19 protein-coding genes are annotated in these 22,667 nt (G+C 38.2%); 13 read left to right on the top strand and 6 right to left on the bottom strand.

Translation table 11 applies throughout. From position 1 onward, the window contains the following. Position 1 precedes the first annotated feature (1 nt). The 3 genes from ACI6PS_RS09865 to ACI6PS_RS09855 are packed head-to-tail and all read right to left on the bottom strand — an operon-like array spanning position 2 to position 3,101. Positions 2-1,015 carry a glycosyltransferase family 2 protein gene (locus tag ACI6PS_RS09865; RefSeq protein WP_421012397.1) on the bottom strand — a complete coding sequence of 338 codons (1,014 nt, stop codon included), beginning with the start codon at positions 1,013-1,015 and terminating at the stop codon, positions 2-4. Beyond that, positions 1,006-2,127 (bottom strand): DegT/DnrJ/EryC1/StrS family aminotransferase, encoded by a 1,122-nt coding sequence (locus ACI6PS_RS09860; protein ID WP_421012396.1) that lies wholly within the window; start codon positions 2,125-2,127, stop codon positions 1,006-1,008. Before ACI6PS_RS09860 ends, ACI6PS_RS09865 begins: the two co-directional genes overlap by 10 nt. Beyond that, a complete protein-coding gene (locus tag ACI6PS_RS09855; protein ID WP_421012395.1) occupies positions 2,124-3,101 on the bottom strand; it encodes a GNAT family N-acetyltransferase in 978 nt (325 codons plus the stop codon). Before ACI6PS_RS09855 ends, ACI6PS_RS09860 begins: the two co-directional genes overlap by 4 nt. A gap of 149 nt (positions 3,102-3,250) precedes the next feature. Between ACI6PS_RS09855 and ACI6PS_RS09850 the strand changes: the two genes are divergently transcribed. Then, positions 3,251-5,059, top strand: coding sequence for a gliding motility-associated C-terminal domain-containing protein (locus ACI6PS_RS09850; RefSeq protein WP_421012394.1), 1,809 nt, complete (start codon positions 3,251-3,253; stop codon positions 5,057-5,059). 1 nt (position 5,060) lies between these two features. On the opposite strand, the gene ACI6PS_RS09845 is transcribed toward ACI6PS_RS09850, so the two are convergent. Together ACI6PS_RS09845 and ACI6PS_RS09840 are read right to left on the bottom strand one after the other, a co-directional pair. Then, positions 5,061-5,663 (bottom strand): trimeric intracellular cation channel family protein, encoded by a 603-nt coding sequence (locus tag ACI6PS_RS09845; RefSeq protein WP_421012421.1) that lies wholly within the window; start codon positions 5,661-5,663, stop codon positions 5,061-5,063. Positions 5,664-5,738: 75 nt separating this feature from the next. Further along, the gene (locus tag ACI6PS_RS09840; protein ID WP_421012393.1) at positions 5,739-6,479 is read right to left on the bottom strand and encodes an RDD family protein; all 741 of its coding nucleotides are present in this window, start codon (positions 6,477-6,479) and stop codon (positions 5,739-5,741) included. Between the two features lie 20 nt (positions 6,480-6,499). Here ACI6PS_RS09840 and ACI6PS_RS09835 point away from each other — a divergent pair, with 20 nt between their 5' ends. The 12 genes from ACI6PS_RS09835 (at position 6,500) to ACI6PS_RS09780 (ending at position 22,355) form a co-directional block, all read left to right on the top strand. Next, complete coding sequence (locus ACI6PS_RS09835; protein ID WP_421012392.1) at positions 6,500-7,486, top strand: stage II sporulation protein M; 987 nt, start codon at positions 6,500-6,502, stop codon at positions 7,484-7,486. Continuing rightward, the gene (locus ACI6PS_RS09830) at positions 7,479-8,234 is read left to right on the top strand and encodes a DUF4129 domain-containing protein (protein ID WP_421012391.1); all 756 of its coding nucleotides are present in this window, start codon (positions 7,479-7,481) and stop codon (positions 8,232-8,234) included. Before ACI6PS_RS09835 ends, ACI6PS_RS09830 begins: the two co-directional genes overlap by 8 nt. Continuing rightward, positions 8,234-9,433: a DUF4350 domain-containing protein gene (locus tag ACI6PS_RS09825; RefSeq protein ID WP_421012390.1), complete on the top strand. Its 1,200-nt coding sequence runs from the start codon at positions 8,234-8,236 to the stop codon at positions 9,431-9,433. Before ACI6PS_RS09830 ends, ACI6PS_RS09825 begins: the two co-directional genes overlap by 1 nt. After that, positions 9,433-10,443 carry an AAA family ATPase gene (locus tag ACI6PS_RS09820; protein ID WP_421012389.1) on the top strand — a complete coding sequence of 337 codons (1,011 nt, stop codon included), beginning with the start codon at positions 9,433-9,435 and terminating at the stop codon, positions 10,441-10,443. Before ACI6PS_RS09825 ends, ACI6PS_RS09820 begins: the two co-directional genes overlap by 1 nt. Positions 10,444-10,506: 63 nt before the next feature. Then, positions 10,507-11,787, top strand: a complete 1,281-nt coding sequence (locus ACI6PS_RS09815) for a DUF58 domain-containing protein (RefSeq protein WP_421012420.1) — start codon at positions 10,507-10,509, stop codon at positions 11,785-11,787. A gap of 119 nt (positions 11,788-11,906) precedes the next feature. Next, positions 11,907-12,695 (top strand): TrmH family RNA methyltransferase, encoded by a 789-nt coding sequence (locus ACI6PS_RS09810; RefSeq protein WP_421012388.1) that lies wholly within the window; start codon positions 11,907-11,909, stop codon positions 12,693-12,695. A 150-nt stretch (positions 12,696-12,845) separates the two neighbouring features. Next, positions 12,846-13,436 (top strand): TetR/AcrR family transcriptional regulator, encoded by a 591-nt coding sequence (locus ACI6PS_RS09805; protein ID WP_421012387.1) that lies wholly within the window; start codon positions 12,846-12,848, stop codon positions 13,434-13,436. 255 nt (positions 13,437-13,691) lie between these two features. Beyond that, entirely contained in the window at positions 13,692-14,834 is a 1,143-nt protein-coding gene (locus ACI6PS_RS09800; protein ID WP_421012386.1) for an efflux RND transporter periplasmic adaptor subunit, read from the top strand. Between the two features lie 11 nt (positions 14,835-14,845). Then, on the top strand, positions 14,846-18,010 hold the full coding sequence (locus tag ACI6PS_RS09795; protein ID WP_421012385.1) for an efflux RND transporter permease subunit: 3,165 nt from the start codon (positions 14,846-14,848) through the stop codon (positions 18,008-18,010). Further along, complete coding sequence (locus tag ACI6PS_RS09790; protein WP_421012384.1) at positions 18,010-19,422, top strand: TolC family protein; 1,413 nt, start codon at positions 18,010-18,012, stop codon at positions 19,420-19,422. The genes ACI6PS_RS09795 and ACI6PS_RS09790 overlap by 1 nt, the downstream gene beginning before the upstream one ends. Positions 19,423-19,605: 183 nt before the next feature. Continuing rightward, on the top strand, positions 19,606-21,471 hold the full coding sequence (locus ACI6PS_RS09785) for a monovalent cation:proton antiporter-2 (CPA2) family protein (RefSeq protein ID WP_421012383.1): 1,866 nt from the start codon (positions 19,606-19,608) through the stop codon (positions 21,469-21,471). 50 nt (positions 21,472-21,521) lie between these two features. After that, positions 21,522-22,355 carry a sulfurtransferase gene (locus tag ACI6PS_RS09780; protein WP_421012382.1) on the top strand — a complete coding sequence of 278 codons (834 nt, stop codon included), beginning with the start codon at positions 21,522-21,524 and terminating at the stop codon, positions 22,353-22,355. Here the strand turns inward: ACI6PS_RS09780 and ACI6PS_RS09775 are convergent, their stop codons facing one another. Further along, positions 22,356-22,601: a hypothetical protein gene (locus tag ACI6PS_RS09775; RefSeq protein ID WP_421012381.1), complete on the bottom strand. Its 246-nt coding sequence runs from the start codon at positions 22,599-22,601 to the stop codon at positions 22,356-22,358. Positions 22,602-22,667 lie beyond the last annotated feature (66 nt).

The raw sequence follows: 22,667 nt of genomic DNA, 5'->3' as shown, positions 1-22,667 counted from the left end.
ATCAGTCAATTTTACAACCAAATGATTGGAACTGTCTTTTGAATTTTTGAACCCATTGCTGCCATTCTTTTTTTTGTGCAGAAGGATGGTTTTCAGCTACTAGAATTTCATTTATTCGTTCTTGATTTAAATCTTTTGGAAAATGTTCCATCGCATCAAATTCATCTTTATACCAAGCCTGGTTCAAAATCTTGTTGAATGCAAACATATCCAAATCAACTCCCTCATATTTTTTAAAATGATTTGTAGCGGACGACATAAAACCCGTCTTTGCTATTTCGATATTTGTTTGAGCAAAATTTAGATCACGGTTTTTATTGTAAAACTTTACGGCATTCAATAATTGCAGATTTTCATCAATATTGTTTTGATGATCTTTCCATAAATTTAAAAAGTATTCTTTCTTGAAGATAACCCCTGCAACACTGTAAATGGTATAGTATTTTAAAAATCTTTCCTCGGTGTAAATCCTTAAAAAAGTCAATATTGCTTTACTTTTCAAACGATTCATTCTGAAGACAATTCTAAACAAAAAAGGGTTTAGGGTAAAAACTTGCGGTTTGTAGACACTTATAAAATCTGTTTTCTCTGTCAGTTTTTTTTCTATCAATTTATCATTTCCTAACCAGAATAACTTCAAGAAAAAAATATGTTTTCGCTGGAGAAACGATTTTGTTTCCTTCAAATTTATTTTTTCGGTTAGCCAAATATCATCTTCCAATAACAAAAAATAATCCGTTGCGTTTTGAGTTGCTTCTATCCAAAGTTGTATGGGGATATTGGCTTTTGTGATGCTATCATCCTTCTCTATCTCAATTGATTTTTCGATATAATATTCTGACTTATAGATTTGTATTTCAGGGTATTTTTCTAATAATCGTTGTAGATATTTTTCTGGAGTTCCGTCATCAAGAATCTTAATGGTAAAATCGGCATCCACTATATTCTTGTAAATACTTTGAAGGCATCTGTCCAAATAATAAGGCCTATTGAACGATTTTATAATTATGTCCATTGATTTACCATTTTAACCACAAAATCAATCTCCTCCTGCGTCAGTACTGGACTTATCGGCAAACTTAAAACCTCATCGTGCATCTTTTCTGTAATAGGGAAAGACAAATGATGAAACTGAGGTAAGGCTTTTTGCTTATGTGGCGGAATGGGATAATGAATCATTGTTTGGATGCCGTTTTCCGATAGATATTTTTGTAAATCATCTCTTTTTTCAGTTCGGATTACGAACAAATGAAAAACATGATTTTCTGAACCGTCGTAAAAAGGCAGAGTAATTTTATCGTTTTTTATTTCGGATAAATAGCGTTTTGCAATTGCTCTTCGGATGGCATTTTCATTGTCCAAATAAGGTAATTTCACACTTAAAAAAGAAGCCTGTATTTCATCTAGACGCGAATTCACACCTATAAAATCATTATGGTATTTTGTTTCAGACCCGTAATTTCGAAGTGAAAAAATGATTTTGGCCAGTTCATCATCGTTGGTTGTAATGGCTCCGGCATCGCCTAAAGCACCAAGATTCTTTCCTGGGTAAAAACTAAAACCAGCGGCGTAACTTAAATTTCCTGGTTTTAGAGTTGGAAGATCAGAGTTTGAAGTTGGAAGAATTGCTCCGTGTGCTTGAGCCGCATCTTCAATGACCAACAGATTATTTTTTTTTGCGATAGCATTTATTGTTTCCATATCAGCCAACTGTCCATACAAGTGAACGGGCAGAATGACCTTCGTTTTTGAGGTTATGGCTTGCTGTATCTTATTTGGATCTATATTAAAAGTATGCTCGTTTGGCTCTACCAAAACCGGAACCAAATCGGCTTGAAGTATGGCCAAGATTGAAGCAATGTAGGTATTGGCAGGAACAATTACTTCGTCGCCTTTTTGCATTTTTCCATGTTGTATTACCGCCTTAAAAATCAAGACCAATGCATCGAGCCCATTTCCTACTCCGATGCAATGTTTTGTACCGCAATATGCCGCAAATTCTTTTTCGAAAGCTTTTACATTATCGCCGAGTATGTACCAGCCTTTGTCCAGAAAAGATTTGAATTTTTCCTGAAAAGCTTCTTCATACTGCAGGTTGATTTTATGTAAGTCGAGGAATTTTATCATACCAGAACATTTTCGAATTTACCATAATTTGAGGTTGCTACTTCATAAAAATCCTGCACAACAGTATTCGCTCCAAAGCTCTCTTTCCAGTAGGACAAACCATTATTAAGGTTTTTTCCTTGATTTTCATTGGAAATCCCAAAGTCAAAATATTGCTTGTCTTTGAAAACTTGTGTCAAAAGATAATGATGCAGAAAATCTAAACTCCCTAATTCATTTTTAGTCGAATTTCCTGAAATATATTGAGAATGAGCTACATTTGTTGTTTCGAAAATGGTAGTTCCCGCCACAATCTCATCGTTTTGATAGACATTAAATTGTCTGATATTTTGAGGGAATCTTGAATGCAACAATTTAATTTCTTCCAAGGAATGTACAGGTTTAGCTTGATGCTTATCTTGTAAATTAGGAAGTAAAATTTCTTTCCAAAAAGCATCAAAACCATCAATTTCTCTTACAACCAATTGATTTTTAATCCCTCTCATTACACCTTCCATCCTATTTTTCAACAATCGTATTGGCTTTTTTAAATCAATAACCGAAAGTGTGTCTCTTCTTATCAATTTAGATTCTGCTATGAACAATGCGTAATTTATTTCTTCAGCATAAAAATCGGTATAGATAGAAGGAATCAATTTCAGTTGAAGTTTATCGATGCTATTCTCTTTTAAAAAAAGTAACATTGTTTTAAAGACATCTAAAAAAGAAGCCAGTCGTAAATTTTCATCATAAACCAAACCACCATAAGTTAGACCTTGATGTGAATAAACAGCATCATCAACACGGTTGGCTGGCAATACAGCAACCCATTTTTTATCGTCTTCCACAATCAGCGAAAAATCCTGAAAACGATCCTTATGGTATTCCATAAAATCCCTATGAAACAAGAAAGTAGCATTTTTGGCCTTGCCGATAAAGGCATTCCAAGTATCAAAATCTTCGGGTTGATAAGGTCTGACGGTGTAGTTTTTCACATTCAAAATTTAAACATCGGAAAATTACGAATTACGAATTAAAAATGGCGAATTAAAAATTAAAAATTGAACTCGGAATTCCATTTGAGAGGAATCCTTGATTTACAAAATATCACTATCTTTAAAATCTTAAAAATAAATCACTTTTAGTGAAACTGAAATTACGACATATTTATTGCTTCCTTTTTGTTTTAACTGCCTGCAAAATAGTTGCTCAGGATGTTTCGCTTTACCAGCAATTCAACGGAAGATATGATTTTACAGCGGTTGGAAACACACTAAATCCTGCCGAAAACAATACGGCTCCAAACTGCAACATCTTCAATATTTCGTCGGAAAATTTGGTTTTATCGGCAGGCGATGTTGTCGAAAAGGCTTTTTTGTACTGGGCTGGCTCTGGAACTGGCGATCTTGAAGTCAAATTAAATGGTGTGACCATTAATTCGCAACGAACTTTTCCGCTGTTTAAAAACAACCTCAATTATTTTTGTGCTTTCGCAGATGTCACCACGCAGGTGCAAAACACGGGTGCAGGAAATTATACGCTATCCGAATTTGATTTGGCAACGCTCGTTCAAGCCGGAACAGGATATTGCAACAACCGAACAAATTTTGGCGGATGGGCAATTGTCGTAATTTTCAAAAACAGCAACCTTCCTCTGAATCAGCTTAATGTTTACGATGGTTTACAGGGTGTTTCGAGTACTGAGACAAATTTAAGTTTAACTTTAAATGACCTGAATGTTGTAGACAATGCAGGAGCTAAAATTGGTTTTGTGGCTTGGGAAGGCGACCGGGGCTTGGCAAATCAGGAAAATTTGAGATTTAACGGACATGATTTATTTAACGAATTGAATCCAATCAACAGTGTTTTTAACGGTACCAACAGCTTCACAGGATCGGACGAACTTTTCAATATGGATTTGGATGTTTTTAATATCGAGGAATTTATTCAGATTGGAAATCCAACGGCAACAATTGAGTTGACTTCGCTACAAGATTTTGTCATGATCAGCACAGTCATTACAAAATTGAACAACCAGCTTCCGGACGCAACGATTGAAATCCATTCTGCCAATAACGAATGCTTTTCTAGAAGGGTGATTGTGGACTATACCGTGAGCAATTTCAACAGTACTGATGTGCTTCCCGCTGGAATCCCGATTGCTATTTTTGCCAATGATATCTATATCGAATACGATGAAACAACCCTTCCTATTCCAGTTGGCGAAAGCCAAAACAAAACCATCACACTGAATATTCCTGACAATATCCCCAATGATTTTGTATTGACTTTTAAGGTGGACCAATACGAAAATGGAGACGGAATACAAAAGGAGCTTAATGAAAACAATAACGTTTCCAATACACTTTCGGTTTCTCTGTTGGGCAGTTTAACATTTAATGAACTGGATAATATTACCATCTGCAATGCAGGTTTAGGAAAAACCTATTTTGATTTTTGGGATTACATTGATGCCGTAAAAACAAATCCGACAGATGTGGTGAGCTTTTACACCAACTTTCAAAATGCAACTGTAAAGGTTAATCCCATTGCCGATCCTGCAAATCATATCCTGCAAACTAATCCAGAAGAAATTTTTGTGAGGATTGAAAACGAAAAATGTTATTTGACCACTTCTTTCATATTAAAAACCAAAAACTGTCCGCCAAAGGTCTACAACTATGTTTCCGCCAATAATGATGGTAATAATGATACTTTTTTTGTGGAAGGCTTGCGGGATGTTTTTGTGAATTTCCAGCTTCAGATTTTCAACCGCTGGGGTACTTTGGTTTGGACAGGCAACAACAACACCGAAGATTGGTATGGTTTTTCAAACGAAGGAACCAAGATTTCTGGCGATAAGCTTACAGAAGGAACCTATTATTACATCCTGAATCTAAACGATCCAGATTATCCAAATGCTCTGACCGGTTTTATCCACCTGACACGATAAATTATTTCTTTTCCAACGCAGGAAGATACCATCTGAATTTTACAGCCATCAACCGAAGTGCAATCATCACCACAGAAGTTATCAGGTACAAGACATCTTGATTGAGATTTAATTCTCTCAAACCAAAAAATAAAACACCGCCAATAATACAAATAGTTGCATAGATTTCTCTCCTAAAAATTACAGGAATATCGTTGCATAAAATATCCCTAATCACCCCTCCAAAACAGGCCGTCATGGTTCCAAGCGCAATACAAATAGTGGGATGCAAACCAATATTGATTCCTTTTTCTAATCCAATCAACGTAAAAACACCCAGCCCGATGGTGTCAAACAAAAATAAGGACGTTCTTAATCTATCCAATTTTTTTCTGAAAATTATAGCCAGGAAAAAGCCCAAAGTGATAAGGTAAACATAATTCAAATCAAGCATCCAGCCTACAGGAGTTCTTCCAATCATGATATCGCGCAATGTTCCTCCTCCAACAGCCGTTACAAATGCAATGATAAAAACCCCGAAAGGATCGAGTTTTTTATTCATTGCCGTTAAGGCTCCCGACATTGCGAAAGCCATTGTACCGATAATGTCGAGTAGATAGAATATGGATATTTGAGATTGCAAACTTTAGATTTTAGATGAGGATTTGGTATTTATTTTTTGTAATTTGCTACTTCCCGACTACATATTTTGCGTATAGAAATTATAATCCTTTAAAACGGTTTTGATAAAATCGGCATCGTTTCCTGATTGGTTTTTTATTCCTGTTACCGCTTCTATTTTGTGGGTTAGCTTTCGGATGATTTCATGGTCATAATGCTTTTGGGCACGCTGGAAGTTATCCTTTATAATCCTGACATCATTATCGGAAAGCTTAATAACCAAAGGATAAATAGGAACATAACCATCATTGATATCTTCCAAAATTGTACTATTGATTGATATATCGCTCTTCAGGCTTATGATGGCAGTTCCGGCCGCCATATCTCCCAAACGTTGCGATTTTTCACTGACTACAATCGAAATAAAGCCCACTGTTCCCAAAGAAAACACGATATCCACAAGTCTGAAAAGCCATCTGATGAAATAATCTCCAAAACTGGCCTGATAACCGTCAATTTTTACCACTTTTATTTTCAAAAGACGCTTTCCTAAAGTTTGGCCCTCAAAAAGGCTTTCAAAAAAAATAGAATAAAATGTAATCGGAATAAAAAGCACGATCATAATAGCTGCACCCGACCAAGGATCCATTTTTCCCATTGCATCTCCCAAACCAGAGTAATTTATAAACATTACAATGATAATCATATAGGCAATCATGATCAGTAAATCGGTCCCAAAAGCCAAAATTCTTTGACCAATAGTAGCAGCTGTAAAATTAATATTTACATTTTGCGTAGTATTTATAGATAATTCTGACATATTTTATATTTTAGCCTTTAATGAGAGAAGTTGCCTTCATAAAACAAAATAAAGAAAAATGGCTTGAATTTGAACAGGCTATTTTCGGTAAAGCTAAAAAAAATCCTGATGAAATGGCTGGTTTATACATACATTTAATCAACGATTTGTCGTATGCGCAATCCTATTACCCTAAAAGTAAGACGGTTGTCTATTTAAATTATTTAGCTTCACAGATCTACCAGAAAATCTATAAGACCAAAAGGCAGGAAGGTAATCGGATCGTTTATTTCTTTTCCGAAGAAATCCCCTTGCTCATGTACCAATACAGAAGGTATGTGCTGTATGCCTTCATACTGTTTTTTCTCTTCGTTGGGATGGGCGTCCTCTCTGCAAAATATGATGATGATCTTGCCCGATTGATTATGGGGGACGAATATGTCAACCAAACACTTGAAAACATCAAAGGCGGAGATCCCGTAGCCGTATACAAGAGCGGAAGCAATTGGGGAAGTTTTATTGGCATTACAATGAACAACCTGCGGGTTGGTGCCATCTGTTTCCTTTTTGGAATTTTTGGAGGCGTGGGTACTTTCTACATATTGCTCCGAAACTGTATGATGCTGGGCTCTTTCCAATATTTTTTCTATAAGGAAGGTGTTTTCTGGGAAAGCGTTCAAGGAATTTGGTTACACGGATCAATGGAGATTTTTGCCATCGTGATTGAATCCGCTGCCGGACTTTTATTAGGTGCTTCCATCCTATTCCCTAAAACCTATTCGAGGTTTACTTCCTTTAAGATGGGAATGAAAAACGGTCTTAAGATTTACCTGAGTACCATTCCGTTTACGATTGCCGCCGGTTTTATAGAAGGTTTTGTTACCCGATATTCTTTGGAAATGCCCAATTGGCTGAATGTATTCATCATCCTTTTTACATTGTCATTGATTTCATTCTACTACCTTATATTTCCATCAATGGTAACAAAAAAACTCAAAACCCAAAATACCGTTCCAAGTCTTGACTAAAATATTCTACATCCTATTGTTTCTTTTTTGCACCGAATTTTACGGTCAGGATTCTTTGGCTAAAGCCGATAAAAAAGGCGTAGTGTATACTGAAAAAGACCTCAAAATTGATTCTTCAAAAATAGAACAACTCCAGTTTGAACCTTCGTTTAAGGAAAAATACGATTCGGATGATTTTATCTATGAGGAAAAGTCCAAGGAACAAAACATTTGGGACCGTTTCAAGGAATGGCTGGCCGAAATATTTTCCAAACTTTTCGGTTTTACAAATAACCAAGCAGCAATGGGAGCCGTCGTTATCTTTCTGAGAATTCTTGCAGTGCTCTTGATCCTTTTTGTAGTGTATTTGATTGTAAAATCGATACTCAACAAGGAAGGCAGATGGATTTTTGGGAAAAATTCCGACAGAAGATTGATCAATTATGATGAGATCGAAAAAAACCTACATTTGGTTGATTTCGAGAAATTAATCAAACAGAGCATACAATCAGGCGAAAAACGTTTGACAATTCGCTACTATTATCTATGGCTTTTGAAAAAGATGTCCGAAAAGCAGATTATCGAATGGGACGCTGAAAAAACCAATTCCGATTATTTGTATGAAATCAAGAGCGAAAACTTTAAGAATGATTTTGCCTACCTTTCCTATTTGTACAATTACATCTGGTACGGCGAATTCGAACTGGACGAAGCAACTTTTGAAAAGTCCAGAAAGGCATTCGAGAAATCAATTCAATCTATCTATTAATGGACAAATCACTTAAAATATACATCAGTTTTTTAGTGTTGCTTTTGTCGGTAATCGTGATTATTGATATCAACGCACCAAGACCAATCGATTGGAATCCGACTTATTCCCTAAGAGACAAGATTCCTTTCGGGATGTATGTTTTTGATAAGGAAGCCAATTCTTTATTGAAAGACAGGGACATCCAAAAGATCAATATAACGCCATACGAATACCTGGAACCTTTGTACGACTATGACTCCTTGGTGAATACCTATACAAAAAAAGGGACATTCTTAATCATCAACGGCTTCTCGCCAATCGATTCACAATCCATAACAGAGCTTTTTTATTATGCCGACCATGGAAATGATGTTTTCATCAGTATGAAATCATTTCCAGATCAATTGTTGGACAGCTTAAAGGTTTCTATGGGCAATGATTTTGAATATACCGATAAATCCAGATTCTGGCTTGCAAATCCGGCATTGGGAACAGACAAGTTCCACCTTAAGGAAGGTATGGGTAATGGTTATTTTTCTAAAATCGACACCTTGAATACCACTATTCTAGGCTATCAAGGCGACAAGACAAAAAAGGCAAACTTCATCAAAGTGCCTTACAAGAATGGACATTTTTACCTGCATACACAGCCCGCAGCGTTTACCAATTTCCATCTCCTCAAAGACAATCATTACCAATATGCATCAAAAATAATGTCGTATATTCCCAAAGGGAATGTGCTTTGGTATACAAAAGACAATGATAATCAAGGCGTTTCGCAATCGCAGTTGCGCTTTATTTTCAGTGAGCCTGCCCTGAGGTCGGCGTGGTATCTAATACTGTTGGGGTTTGTAGTCTTCATTATTTTTAATGCAAAAAGAAAACAACGGATTGTTCCAATCATAAAACCTTTGGAAAACACCACCATCGACTTTACCAAGACCATCGGAAATTTATACTTCCAGGAAGGCAATCATGACAATATAATGGACAAAAAAATCATCTATTTCTTGGATAAGATCCGTCAGGATTATCTAATGGAAACAACAGTTTTAGACGATCAGTTTGTAAAGAAACTACAATTGAAGACAGGAAAAAATATAGAAGATATTCAAAGAGTGGTTTACCTCATCAACCACCATCGAAAAGGACATTTTGAAAGCGTAGAAAGCGATTTGATAGAACTTAACAGCATAATGGAAAAAATAACCAACTAATGGAAAATATAGAAAACAACAATATTCCGGAAAACGAAAATGTAAATTTCGAATCAAGATTAGACCTCGGCAGATTGCAGGAAAGCATTGTTGCCATCAAGGCAGAATTGGGTTCGGTTATCGTCGGACAGGAAAAAATGATCGACCAGCTTTTGGTGGCATTCCTTTCAAACGGTCACGTTCTATTGGAAGGTGTTCCGGGAGTGGCCAAAACCATCACGGCAAAATTATTGTCAAAAACACTGCAAATCGGCTTCAGCAGGATCCAATTCACACCCGATTTGATGCCATCGGATATCCTGGGAACTTCGGTTTTTGATTTGAAGAAATCAGAATTTGAGTTCAAAAAAGGACCAATCTTTTCCAATCTTATTTTGATTGACGAGATCAACCGTGCTCCTGCCAAAACACAGGCCGCCTTGTTTGAAGTAATGGAGGAACGCCAGATAACGATTGATGGGAAAACCTATATTTTGGACACTCCATTTTTGGTAATCGCTACACAAAATCCAATTGAACAGGAAGGAACCTATCGCTTGCCGGAAGCCCAATTGGATCGTTTCCTGTTCAAGATCTCGATTGATTATCCAAAATTGAATGAAGAAATCATGATCATCCAACGAGAGCATCATTTGCAGGACAAAGGAAAACTTCAGGACGTGAGGTCACTGCTTTCTGCAGAAGAAATAAAGCATTACCAATCATTGGTTAAGCAAATTGTTGTAGAACAGAATCTATTGGAATATATTGCCAAGATCGTTGTGAACACTAGGGAAAATGCCTTTTTATACTTGGGTGCTTCACCTCGGGCTTCTATCGCTATATTGAATGCGGCCAAAGGTTTCGCCGCCATTCGTGGCCGTGATTTTGTAACTCCAGAAGACATCAAGGAAGCGGCAATCCCTGTATTGCAGCACCGTGTTATTGTTACGCCAGAACGTGAAATGGAAGGCATCACAAGTGTCGAAATCATCAAGCAAATCATAGAATCGGTAGAAATTCCAAGATAAAAAAACTGAAATTTGAAACTTCTCAAAAATCTATACATTAATAATTTCTTTTTCTATGTGCTGATGGGCATCATAGCCCTGTTTGCCTTTGCCTTCTTTTTTCCGGCACTGTATCAAGCTACTTGGTATCTGTTTCTAATAGTGATGACATTTTTGGTATTGGATATTGTGATTTTATTCTGGGCCAAAACCGGAATCGAAGCCACCAGAATCACACCCGAAAAACTATCAAACGGAGATGAGAACCCCATCAACGTAAATATCAAAAATTATTACTCCTTTAAGATTTCGTCCAAGATTATTGATGAGATTCCGTTTCAATTTCAGGTTCGTAATTTTGAAATCATCCGAAAGGTAAAAGCTTCTTCGCAGGACGAAATCAATTATTATCTACGTCCGACCGAGCGTGGAGAATATTCCTTTGGAAACTTGAATATTTATGTTTCTTCGCCTTTAGGTTTAATTTCCAGAAGATTTACCTTCAATAGAGATCAAATGGTGCCTACCTATCCTTCGTATATTCAATTAAGAAAATACGACCTGATGGCATTTTCGAACAATCTATTTCAATATGGCGTGAAGAAAATCCGAAGAATTGGCCATACGATGGAGTTTGAACAAATCAAGGAATATGTTCAAGGAGATGACATCCGAACGTTGAATTGGAAAGCAACGGCAAAGAAAAACGCTTTGATGGTGAACCAATTTCAGGACGAAAAATCGCAATCGGTTTATATGGCAATCGATAAGGGACGCTTGATGAAAATGCCTTTCAATGGCTTGAGCTTGCTGGATTATGCCATCAATGCAACATTGGTTTTGTCAAATGTCATCCTTAAAAAACAGGACAAGGCTGGAATGTTTGCTTTTTCTAAAAAGGTGGAAAACCGTGTTGTGGCCGAAAAGCGTTCATCACAAATGCAACTAATACTTGAAAGTCTGTACAACATCAAAACCGATTTTTTCGAAAGTGATTTTTCCCGTTTGTATGCCGACATCAAGAAGAACATCAACCAAAGAAGTTTGATTATTCTTTATACCAACTTCGAGACGATGGACAGCCTACACCGCCAATTGCCTTATTTGAAAGGAATTGCAAAAAGTCATTTGCTGGTTGTAGTATTCTTCAATAATACTGAACTCAAAGACCTTATCGAAAAGAAAGCCGAAAACATCCAGGAAGTCTACGACAAAGTCATTGCCGAGAAATTTGCCTTCGAAAAGCGATTGATTGTAAATGAACTCAAAAAATACGGTATCTATTCAGTTCTGACACAACCCGAAAATCTTACTTTAGACACCATCAACAAATACCTTGAAATCAAAGCGAGGGGAATTTTGTAATTTTAGATTTTATAGCCACAGATTCACAGATTAATGTTTTCCTTTAAATCTGTGAATCTGTGGCTACATCATTTAAAAAACTTAGTAACTTTGCCCCTCAGAACCTCAGCCACTTCAAAATGAAACAAATTACTTCCGTTCAAAATCCATTCATCAAATCATTGGTGCTTTTGCAAGAAAAAGCCAAAGCTAGAAAACAATCAGGTACGTTTTTGATTGAAGGAAAACGCGAAATAGAATTGGCAATCAGAGGTGGTTATCAAATAGAAGTGATCTTATTTTTACCGGAATTAATTGATTATAATCAAATCAGCAAACTGACGAATCAACCCATCGACTTCATCGAAATCAACAAGGAAGTCTATCAAAAATTAGCGTATCGCGATACTACCGAAGGGATTTTGGCTGTAGCCAAATCGAAATCGCTGGCCTTAAAGGATTTGAAATTAGGAGAAAATCCGCTGATTGTTATTGCTGAAGCACCCGAAAAGCCTGGAAATATTGGTGCGATTCTCCGAACAGCCGATGCCGCAAAAGTCGACGCCGTTATCATTGCCGATCCAAAAGGTGATTTGTTCAACCCAAATATCGTTCGTTCGAGCGTTGGATGTGTGTTTACCAATCAGATTGCCACCGGCACTACCGATGAAGTGATTGCTTTTTTAAAGGAACGCAAAATCAATTTCTACAGCGCCACTTTGCAGAATTCCACTTCCTACCATACCCAAGACTACAACGCTCCTACTGCACTGGTTGTAGGTACAGAGGCCACCGGACTGAGCCAAAAATGGCGCGACGAAGCCACCCAAAACATCATCATCCCGATGCAGGGCGAAATCGACTCGATGAATGTTTCGGTTGCGACAGCCATTTTAATTTTTGAAGCGAAGAGACAAAGAGGATTTTAATAAATATTTTTTACGTTTAAGCCCAACGAGATTAAGGTCTTCCAAAATATTTATCGGAGCATAAATAAAATTTATGATAATTTTATTTTATAAATTAAAATAGCATTGTACATTTGCCTAACGGTGTTAAACAATTTAATACTCTACAAAATGGCAAGCAAAGATCGAATTTTACGTCAAAAAGAAGAAACCAGAAAGAACATTCTGGACGCTGCCTATACTATTGCAAAAGAAGAAGGTTGGCAAAGCCTTAGTATGAGAAAGATTGCCGATAAGATTGAATACACAGCACCGATTATCTACGAATATTTCTCGAATAAAGATGCTATTTTACAGGAGCTTACACTTAAAGGTTTTATAAGCTTGACAAAAGATTTGGAAAAAGCAAAAAGTCTTTCGGAAGATCCGGCCGAGCAATTGGAAAAGATGTGGATGGCCTATTGGAATTTTGCTTTCGCAGATAAAGAACTCTACCAAGTGATGTACGGCGTTCAAATGAACTGCTGTTCGGGAAAATGTTCAGCAACTGAAAATCCATACAATTTATTTACAGGAGTGATTGCCGAAATAATGAAAAAACAAAATCCATCTAAAGAAGTTATCAAGCAAAAATATTTTACATTCTTCTCTGTAATCCACGGATTGGTCTCAGTAAATATGATTGGTAATGGTTTGGCAACAATTACTAACGATCAAATTTTAAAAGATGCCATTGGTGGTATCATAAAATCGATACAGTAAAAAAATTTTTAAGTTTACTTAACAGTGATAAATCATTTAATTAACATCTAGAAAGCAAATGCTTTTTTTTCGAATTTCACTTAACACTGTTAGATAGTTTAATACCAATTTTTGTAAATGGTAGAAGTATAATTATATGCCCTTTTTCGGATTATCACTTAACGATGTTAGATAATTTAATACAAATAAAAAAATCCTTAACCCTAATAAATGCAATCAATTCCAATGTTAAACAAATTTAAACCCAATACTAAAATGAAAAATGTAATCCTCTCCAGCTTCATTCTGATTCTCACCTTAATTGGATGTTCGGACAAATCCCAGGCTCCAATGGCAGTTTTGGCACCAGAACTTCCAGTATATTCGATTGAAGCTTCATCAGCTACAACTGATTCTGAATATCCAGCTGCAATTCAAGGAACGGTAGATGTTGAAATCCGTCCACAAGTAAGTGGTAATCTTGACAAAGTTTTTGTCGATGAGGGCGCTTATGTAACCAAAGGGCAGAACTTGTTCAAAATAAACGAACAACCTTACCGTGAACAATTGAACAATGCTTTAGCAAGCCTACATGCAGCGGAAGCGGCTCTAATTAATGCCCAATTGGAAATTGACAAATTAACGCCATTGGTTCAAAACAAAGTAGTTTCGGATTATCAGTTGAAATCTGCAAAGGCTTCTCACCGAATAGCTAACGCAAATTTAGACCAAGCAAAAGCGATGGTAAGTTCTGCCAGAATCAATCTCGGCTACACAAACATCACTGCTCCTGTAAGCGGTTACATCGGAAGGCTTCCTAAAAAACAAGGAAGTTTGGTTTCGGCAACAGATGTTGAACCGTTGACAAAACTTTCTGATGTTCATGAAGTGTATGCTTACTTCTCTCTAGGTGAAACAGATTTCATCAACTTCAAAGCACAATATTCAGGAAATACGATTGATGACAAAATCAAAAAATTGCCACCTGTAACACTAATCCTAGCCGACAATAACGCTTATGCGGAAACAGGAAAAATCGATATGGTGGATGGACAATTTGATAAAAACACAGGAGCGATAACACTTCGCGCCACTTTCCCAAACTCAAAAGGGTTGCTTCGTTCCGGAAATACAGGTAGAGTTCGTTTAGAAATACAACATGGAGATGCGATTTTGGTTCCCCAATCAGCTACAATTGAAATGCAGGACAAAGTTTTTGTATTCACGGTTGATAAAGCAAACAAAGTAACCAAAGCACCCATCACAATTGTTGGCAAAAGTGGAACCGATTATCTTATTAAAGATGGCGTAAAATCAGGCGATCAAATCGTATTAAGCGGTATTGACAAATTGCAAGAAGGACAGGCAATTCAACCTACAAAAGCTGCAAAGATTGCTCAAGCAACTAACAAAAAATAATTTTCTTAGAAATGTTCAAAATATTCATACAAAGACCGGTACTTGCAACCGTAATCTCCATTCTATTGGTGATTTTAGGTGTACTCGGACTTACAAAATTGCCTTTACAACAGTTTCCTGATATCGCTCCTCCATCGGTTTTGGTAACAGCTGTATATCCCGGAGCAAATGCCGAAACCGTTTTACGTTCCGTAGCTCCATCCTTAGAAGAATCGATTAACGGTGTGGAGAACATGACCTACATGAGCTCAACTGCCAGTAATGATGGTACTTTAGCGATTACCGTTTTCTTTAAACTAGGAACTGATGCCGATCAAGCTGCGGTAAACGTTCAAAACAGAGTTGCACAAGCCACCAGCCAATTGCCTGCGGAAGTTGTGCAGCAAGGTGTGACGACTGCCAAACAACAGAACAGTTTCATCATGGCCATCGGAATGTCAACCGAAGATGAATCAAAATACGACCAGACTTTTGTTGCCAATTATGCACAAATCAATATTGTTCCAGAAATCAAGCGTATTCCGGGTGTTGGTTCGGCCGCTATTTTTGGTGGAACAAAAGATTATTCGATGCGTGTTTGGTTAAATCCAACACAGATGGCTACTTATAATGTCACTCCAAACGAAGTTATGGCTGCCATCCAAGACAAAAGTTTGGAAGCAGCACCTGGTAAATTTGGAGAAAGAAGCAAGGAAGTTTTCGAATACGTGATCAAATACAAAGGAAAACTCACCAAGCCAGAAGATTATCAAAACATTGCCATTCGTTCTAACAACGATGGTTCAATTCTTCGCTTGAAAGATGTAGCCCGAGTTGAACTTGGCGCTTATTCTTACAACAGTTTGACACGTTTGAATGGCGAAAAAGGAATTGTAATCGGTATCATCCAATTGGCTGGTTCCAATTCAAATGATATTCAGGTTGCGATTAACGAATTGATGATTAAAGCTTCGAAAGATTTTCCAAAAGGAATCAAGCACAATATTTTTTACAGCACAAAAGTTTCATTGGACCAATCAATTGAGCAAGTACAGCATACTTTGATCGAAGCATTTATCTTGGTGTTTATCGTTGTTTTTCTATTCCTTCAGGATTTCAGATCGACATTGATTCCTGCCATTGCAGTTCCTGTTGCGATTTTAGGAACGTTCTTTTTCATGCAACTGTTCGGATTTTCGATAAACCTGCTGACACTTTTCGCCTTAATCTTAGCGATTGGAATTGTCGTCGATGATGCGATTGTGGTCGTCGAAGCCGTACACGCCAAAATGGAGCACAAAGGTTTGTCGCCAAAAATTGCAACCAGTGAAGCCATGCACGAAATCACCGGAGCAATTATCTCGATCACTTTGGTTATGGCGGCCGTATTCTTGCCTGTTGGTTTTATGGAAGGCTCTACAGGAGTTTTCTACCGCCAATTTGCCTTCACGATGGCAATTGCAATTGTAATTTCCGCTGTAAATGCCTTGACGTTAAGTCCTGCCCTTGCCGCATTGTTTTTGAAAGACAATCATGCCACATCTGATGATGAAAAACCATACGCAAAACCTGGTTTCAAAGAAAAATTCTTTATCGGATTTAATAACAGTTTCACTGCTTTGACGAACCGTTATGTTGGCGGATTGAAATTCTTAATTCGTCACAAATGGGTGAGTTTGGGAGGTTTGGCATTAATTACAATTGCTACGGTTGTAATGGTGAGAACAACGCCAGCCGGATTTATTCCAACAGAAGACCAAGGATTTATTGCGATTGCGGTAAATACACCTTCTGGAACTTCATTAGATGGAACCCAGAAAGTAATGACAGAAGCCGAAAATATGCTACGCAAATTAGATGCTTCAAGAGACGTAACCGCGATTTCAGGGTTTAACTTATTGACGAATTCTACAAGCCCATCTTCAGCAATTGTTTTTGTGCTACTTAAGCCAAATGAAGAACGTGGCGATGTGAAAGACATCAACGAAATAATGGGTCAGGTTCAAGGTAAATTAGGGACTATTTCTGGAGGAACTTTCTTCGTATTCAGTTTCCCAACTGTACCCGGTTTTAGTAATGTGGAAGCCTTGGATGTTGTGTTGCAAGATAAAACGGGTGGAAAACTGGATAAATTCAGCAGTGTTTCTCAGGAATTTATTGGAGAATTGATGAAGCGTCCAGAAATTGCAGTAGCCTTTACTTCTTTCAAAGCCGATTATCCACAATTGCAATTGGATATAGATGATGCAAAGGCAGATCAATTGGGCGTAAAAGTGAAAGACATTTTACAAACGATGCAGGCATATTTTGGTAGTGCACAAGCCTCTGATTTCAACCGATTTGGAAAATATTACCGGGTTGTGGTTCAGGCAGATATTCAAGACAGAGCTGACCCTTCCGCTATCAATAATGTCTTTGTGAAAAATAAAAATGGTGAAATGGTTCCGATCAATACTTTGGTAAAATTAAGCCGTATTTATGGTTCTGAAACCGCTTCGAGATACAACTTATTTAATTCGATTTCAATCAATGCAATTCCAAAACCAAGCTTCAGTTCGGGTGACGCCATCAAAGCGATTGAGGAAGTCGCAGAACAGCAATTGCCAGCGGGGTATAGTTTTGAATTCTCCGGACAAACACGTGAAGAAATTTCTTCTGGCGGACAATCTGCAACAATTTTCTTGCTTTGTTTGATATTCATTTATTTCTTGCTTGCAGCTCAATACGAAAGTTATATTTTGCCTTTGGCAGTAATATTTTCAATCCCAACAGGAATCTTCGGAGTATTTGTAGCCATCGGATTAACTGGAATTGAAAACAATATTTATGTACAGGTTGCCCTCGTCATGCTTATCGGACTGCTCGCCAAAAACGCGATCCTGATTGTAGAATTTGCCGTTCAAAAACGAAAATCTGGACAAGCATTGGTCAAAGCTTCCATCGAAGCGGCAAAATTACGTTTGCGACCAATCATCATGACATCATTGGCTTTTGTTGTAGGATTGATTCCGATGATGAGCGCCAACGGACCATCAGCACAAGGTAACCATTCGATCAGTATTGGTGCAGCCGGAGGAATGGTTTCTGGAGTAATTCTCGGATTATTAATCATTCCGGTTTTATTCATCGTATTCCAATATTTACAAGAAAAAGCCAGCGGGAAACCAATTGCAGTAATTCATAACGAAGAAAAATAATGAAAAATCATATCAATAAATATCTTGCCTTGCTCGTACTTCTTACGTTATCAGCATGTAAGATTTCCGAAAATATCGAAGTCCCAAAAGAAGCAATTCCTGAAAATTTCAGAAATACAACTGCTGCAGATTCTACTTCAATTGCCGACTTGGAATGGAAGCAATTCTTCAAGGATGCTTCACTTTTAAAGCTTATTGACAGTGCCGTTGCCAAAAACAACGACTTGCAAATCGCTCAAAAAAATATTGAAGCTGCCCAATGGCAATTGAAGCAGGCGAAGTGGAACAATGTTCCGGAACTAAACCTTCAGATTACGGGAACTTCAACCCGAATTTCAGACAATAGTTTGAACGGCTTGAGTACGAATACCTTTCTTGGCCAGCACCATATCAATGATTTCAACGCAGCGGCAGGCTTGTCATGGGAAGCAGATATCTGGGGGAAAATGAAAGGCCAGAAGAAAGAAGCCTTGGCAAAATACCTGCAATCGGGCGAAGCCAAAAAAGCTTTACAGACCACGATTGTGGCCAATGTCGCCAAAGGATATTACAATCTCCTGATGATGGATGCCCAATTGGCTATTGCCAAAAAGAACCTGACCTTGAACGACAGCACATTGTTTGTCATCAACTTGCAATTTGAAGCCGGACAGGTAACTTCTTTGGCAAAACAGCAAGCTGAAGCACAGCAATCGGTAGCAGCACAATTGATTCCGCAATTGGAACAAAACATAGCCATCCAGGAAAATGCCCTGAGCATCCTTTCGGGAAGTTTTCCAGGTGCAAAAGAACGCAACACCGATTTGAATGCTATTGGTTTAAATGATGACACCGATGCCGGACTACCATCTTCATTGGTAAGCAGAAGACCCGATGTGCATTTTGCAGAACTTGGATTGCAGGTTGCCAATGCCAAAGTAGGTATCGCAAAAGCCAATTTCTATCCAAGCTTGAGAATTACTGCCACGGGAGGACTTAATTCGTTTGAATCCAGTAATTGGTTCAACATTCCTGCCTCTTTATTTGGTACGGTTGCGGGAGGTTTGACCCAGCCTATCTTGAACAGTAAAAGGATTCGTACACAATTTGAAGTTGCCAAAATTGACCGTGAAAAGGCAGTGATCGAATTCCGTCAATCTGTTCTTATAGCTGTTGGCGAAGTTTCGGATGCATTGGTACAGGTTGAAAAACTGAAAGAGCAGCAAAATATAGTTGCCAAGAGGGTTACGACTTTGCAAACTGCTATCAAGAATGCAAATATGCTCTTCAAAAACGGAATGGCGAATTATCTCGAAGTGATTGTGGCTCAAAGCAATTTACTTCAAAGTGAATTGGAACTGGCCACATTAAAACGCTCCCGTCTGGATGCCGATGTAAGTCTTTACAGGGCTTTAGGTGGAGGCTGGAAATAAGAGTAAGGATTTTTTTAGATTTGTTTTTATTTGTTTCTCCGAATCAATTGCCCGAAAATTCAAGTAGGGCAATTGATTTTTTTTTCAAAAGAATCAAAACCATTCCATTTATAAACTAAATTTATACAGATTTAAATATAACATAGATTGACCAGAAATCTGTGTTTAAATAAAATAAGCAACATGCAAGAAAACTTCTTATTTCAAGCAATGATCTATTTGGCGGGTGCCGTCATTATGGTTCCTATTGCCAAAAGACTCGGTCTCGGTTCTGTGCTCGGCTATCTTGTAGCAGGTGTTGTCATCGGACCGTTCTGCTTCGGCTTTATCGGAACCGAAGGACATGATATTATGCACTTTGCCGAATTTGGTGTCGTGATGATGCTCTTTGTTATCGGTTTGGAGCTGGAGCCTTCCCGTTTATGGCGCATGCGCAAAACCATCGCCGGAATGGGTGGCCTGCAAGTAGTTGGGACAACGGTTATTATAACCGCCTTGGCGATGCTTCTAGGATTGGATTTCAAGACTTCATTGGTCTTGGGAATGATTATCTCCATGTCATCCACCGCAATTGTAATGCAGACTTTGGAAGAAAAAGGCTGGATGAAATCAGTGGCGGGTCAGAGTTCCTTTGCCGTATTGCTGTTTCAGGATTTGGCCATCATCCCCATGCTGGCACTGTTTCCGCTTTTGGCAAATGACACTCTGAAATCCACTTCTGCTACCGTAAGCCATACCACATTAATAGATACTTTGCCCGAGTGGAGCCAGCCCTTCGTTGTCTTGCTTGCCGTAGCAATCGTTATTTTTACCGGGAAATACCTCCTTCGGCCCGTGTTCCACTTGATGGCAAAAACAGGCATGCGCGAAATGTTTACCGCCACTGCCCTCTTGCTTGTTGTTGGAATTGCCGTTTTGATGACTTCCGTAGGTTTAAGTCCCGCTCTAGGTGCTTTCCTGGCAGGTGTAGTTTTGGCCAACAGCGAATACCGCCATCAGCTGGAAATCGCCATCGATCCGTTCAAGGGGTTGCTTCTTGGTTTATTCTTCATAGCAGTAGGAAGCTCCATCGATTTTGAATTGTTGATAAGCAAAACTTTCCTCATTGTGGGTTTGGTGGTGAGCTTGATGCTTATCAAGACGGTTATCCTTTTCAGCTTGGGACGAATCTTTAAAGTAAGAAATGCACAAAACCTCATTTTCAGTGTCGGCTTGAGCCAAATTGGGGAATTTGCTTTCGTGCTATTGAGTTTCTCTTTTCAGGAAGGCATTCTAAGTAAAGAAATCACCGATTTGATGATGGCTGTTACCGCAATCAGCATGGCCCTCACCCCAATTATGATGGTCCTCAATGAGAAATTCCTCATCCCTCATCAATGTGCCGCAATGAATCCTACTGGCTACATAGAAAGGGAAACTGATGTAGAAGAGCAGGACAATCCCGTTATCATTGCCGGATTCGGTCATTTCGGAAACACTATAGGGCGTTTTCTGAAGGCGAACGATATCCCGACAACCGTTTTGGATAACGACAGCGACAATGTAGATTTTCTTCGAAAGATGGGTTTCAAGGTTTATTATGGAGATGCGACGCGCTATGATTTACTGGAGATTGCTGGGGCAAAAAAGGCTCAGATCATTATCATTGCAATTAGCGATACCGAAAAGCGTTTAGGAATGATTGAAACCATCAAAAAACATTTCCCACATTTGTATATATTGGTAAGATCGGAAAACCGTTACGATGCCTATGAGCAGATGAATGCCGGAATCATGCATATTTACAGGGAAACGCTGGACACCAGTCTTCGTGTAGGTGTTGATGTTTTAAAGCTTTTGGGCCACAGCCGAAACGAAGCGGCGCAGGCGGCAAAAACTTTTTTCACCCACGACGAAAGAACACTCAAATACCTCTCAAGCATGCGCAATAGCGAGGCTGAATACATAAATGCAGCACGGGAGAAAAGTGAAGAGCTGGAAAAATTGGTACACGCAGATCGGAAAGCCATTCGCATCCAAAATGCTGAAAGTGCTTTGCTGGTTGAATGATATTAGTCTTTTAGATTATCGCTTCTTTCCATCTATTTAAAAAATTTAAAATGAAGACCATTACCACTCCTCTAATTCAAGCAACTGAATTACTAAATATATATGAATCAGAAAACGTTATAATTGTTGACGTGAGCAATGGTAAAAATGCTTTTGAAAACTATCAGCATCGCCATTTGGACAAAGCGGTGTTTGTAGATATGAACAAGGATCTGGCAGACATTAAAGAAAATCTTGCCAAAGGCGGAAGGCATCCGTTGCCCACACTGGAGCAGTTTTCGGAAACGTTATCAAGCTTGGGCATTTCGAAGCATCGTCATGTTGTGGTTTATGATGATAAAAACGGCGCGAATGCGGCGGCGCGTTTTTGGTGGATGTTAAAATCCATAGGACACGAAAAGGCACAGGTCCTTGATGGTGGTTTTCAAGAAGCCGTGAAGATTGGATTTCCTGTAAATTCCGATACGATTTTTACCAACCAATCTCCTGCTTATCCCATTGAAGGCTGGCAACTTCCTATTGCCACAATGGAAGAAGTAGAAAAAGTGTCCTTGGATGAAAACTACCTTATTATTGATGTGCGCGATGCCGAAAGATACCGTGGCGAAAAAGAACCGATTGATTTGATTGCGGGACATATTCCGGGAGCCATCAACATTCCGTTTACTGAAAATTTAGATGATAATGGATTTTTCCTTTCTCCGAATGAATTAAGGGAAAAATATTTAAAAGCTTTCAATGGCATTTTGTCTGAAAATATCATTGTGCATTGCGGATCGGGTGTGACGGCTTGCCATTCACTACTGGCGATTGCATCGGCGGGCTTGAATATCCCAAAATTGTATGTGGGATCTTGGAGCGAATGGAGCAGGAATAAGGTCTAATTACACATTATTTCCTGCCACTTCTTCTTTTTTAGTATCAAATTTATTCTTCCTAAGATTCATACCGTAGGTATAATTGGTAGATAAAATAACGTCGTTGCAATCAAAGTGCTTGATGACACCGTTGCTTTGCAGGGCTACTACCCAGCAAGTATTTTGATGCATTCCGTAATCTATAATAAAAATGGCTTGTCCCGTTCCAAGTGGTGTTTCTACAAGAATTGAAGGTTTTAGTTGATGAATCATAACAGTGTTTTTTTTTATAAAAGTAACTGACTTGTTATGATCAACTTTATATGATTTTCAATAATA

It is taken from the genome of Flavobacterium sp. PLA-1-15 (genome assembly GCF_049060005.1).
GTDB lineage: Bacteria > Bacteroidota > Bacteroidia > Flavobacteriales > Flavobacteriaceae > Flavobacterium.
Note: the sequence above shows the minus strand (reverse complement) of the source record. Positions and strands in the feature narration are given on the sequence as shown.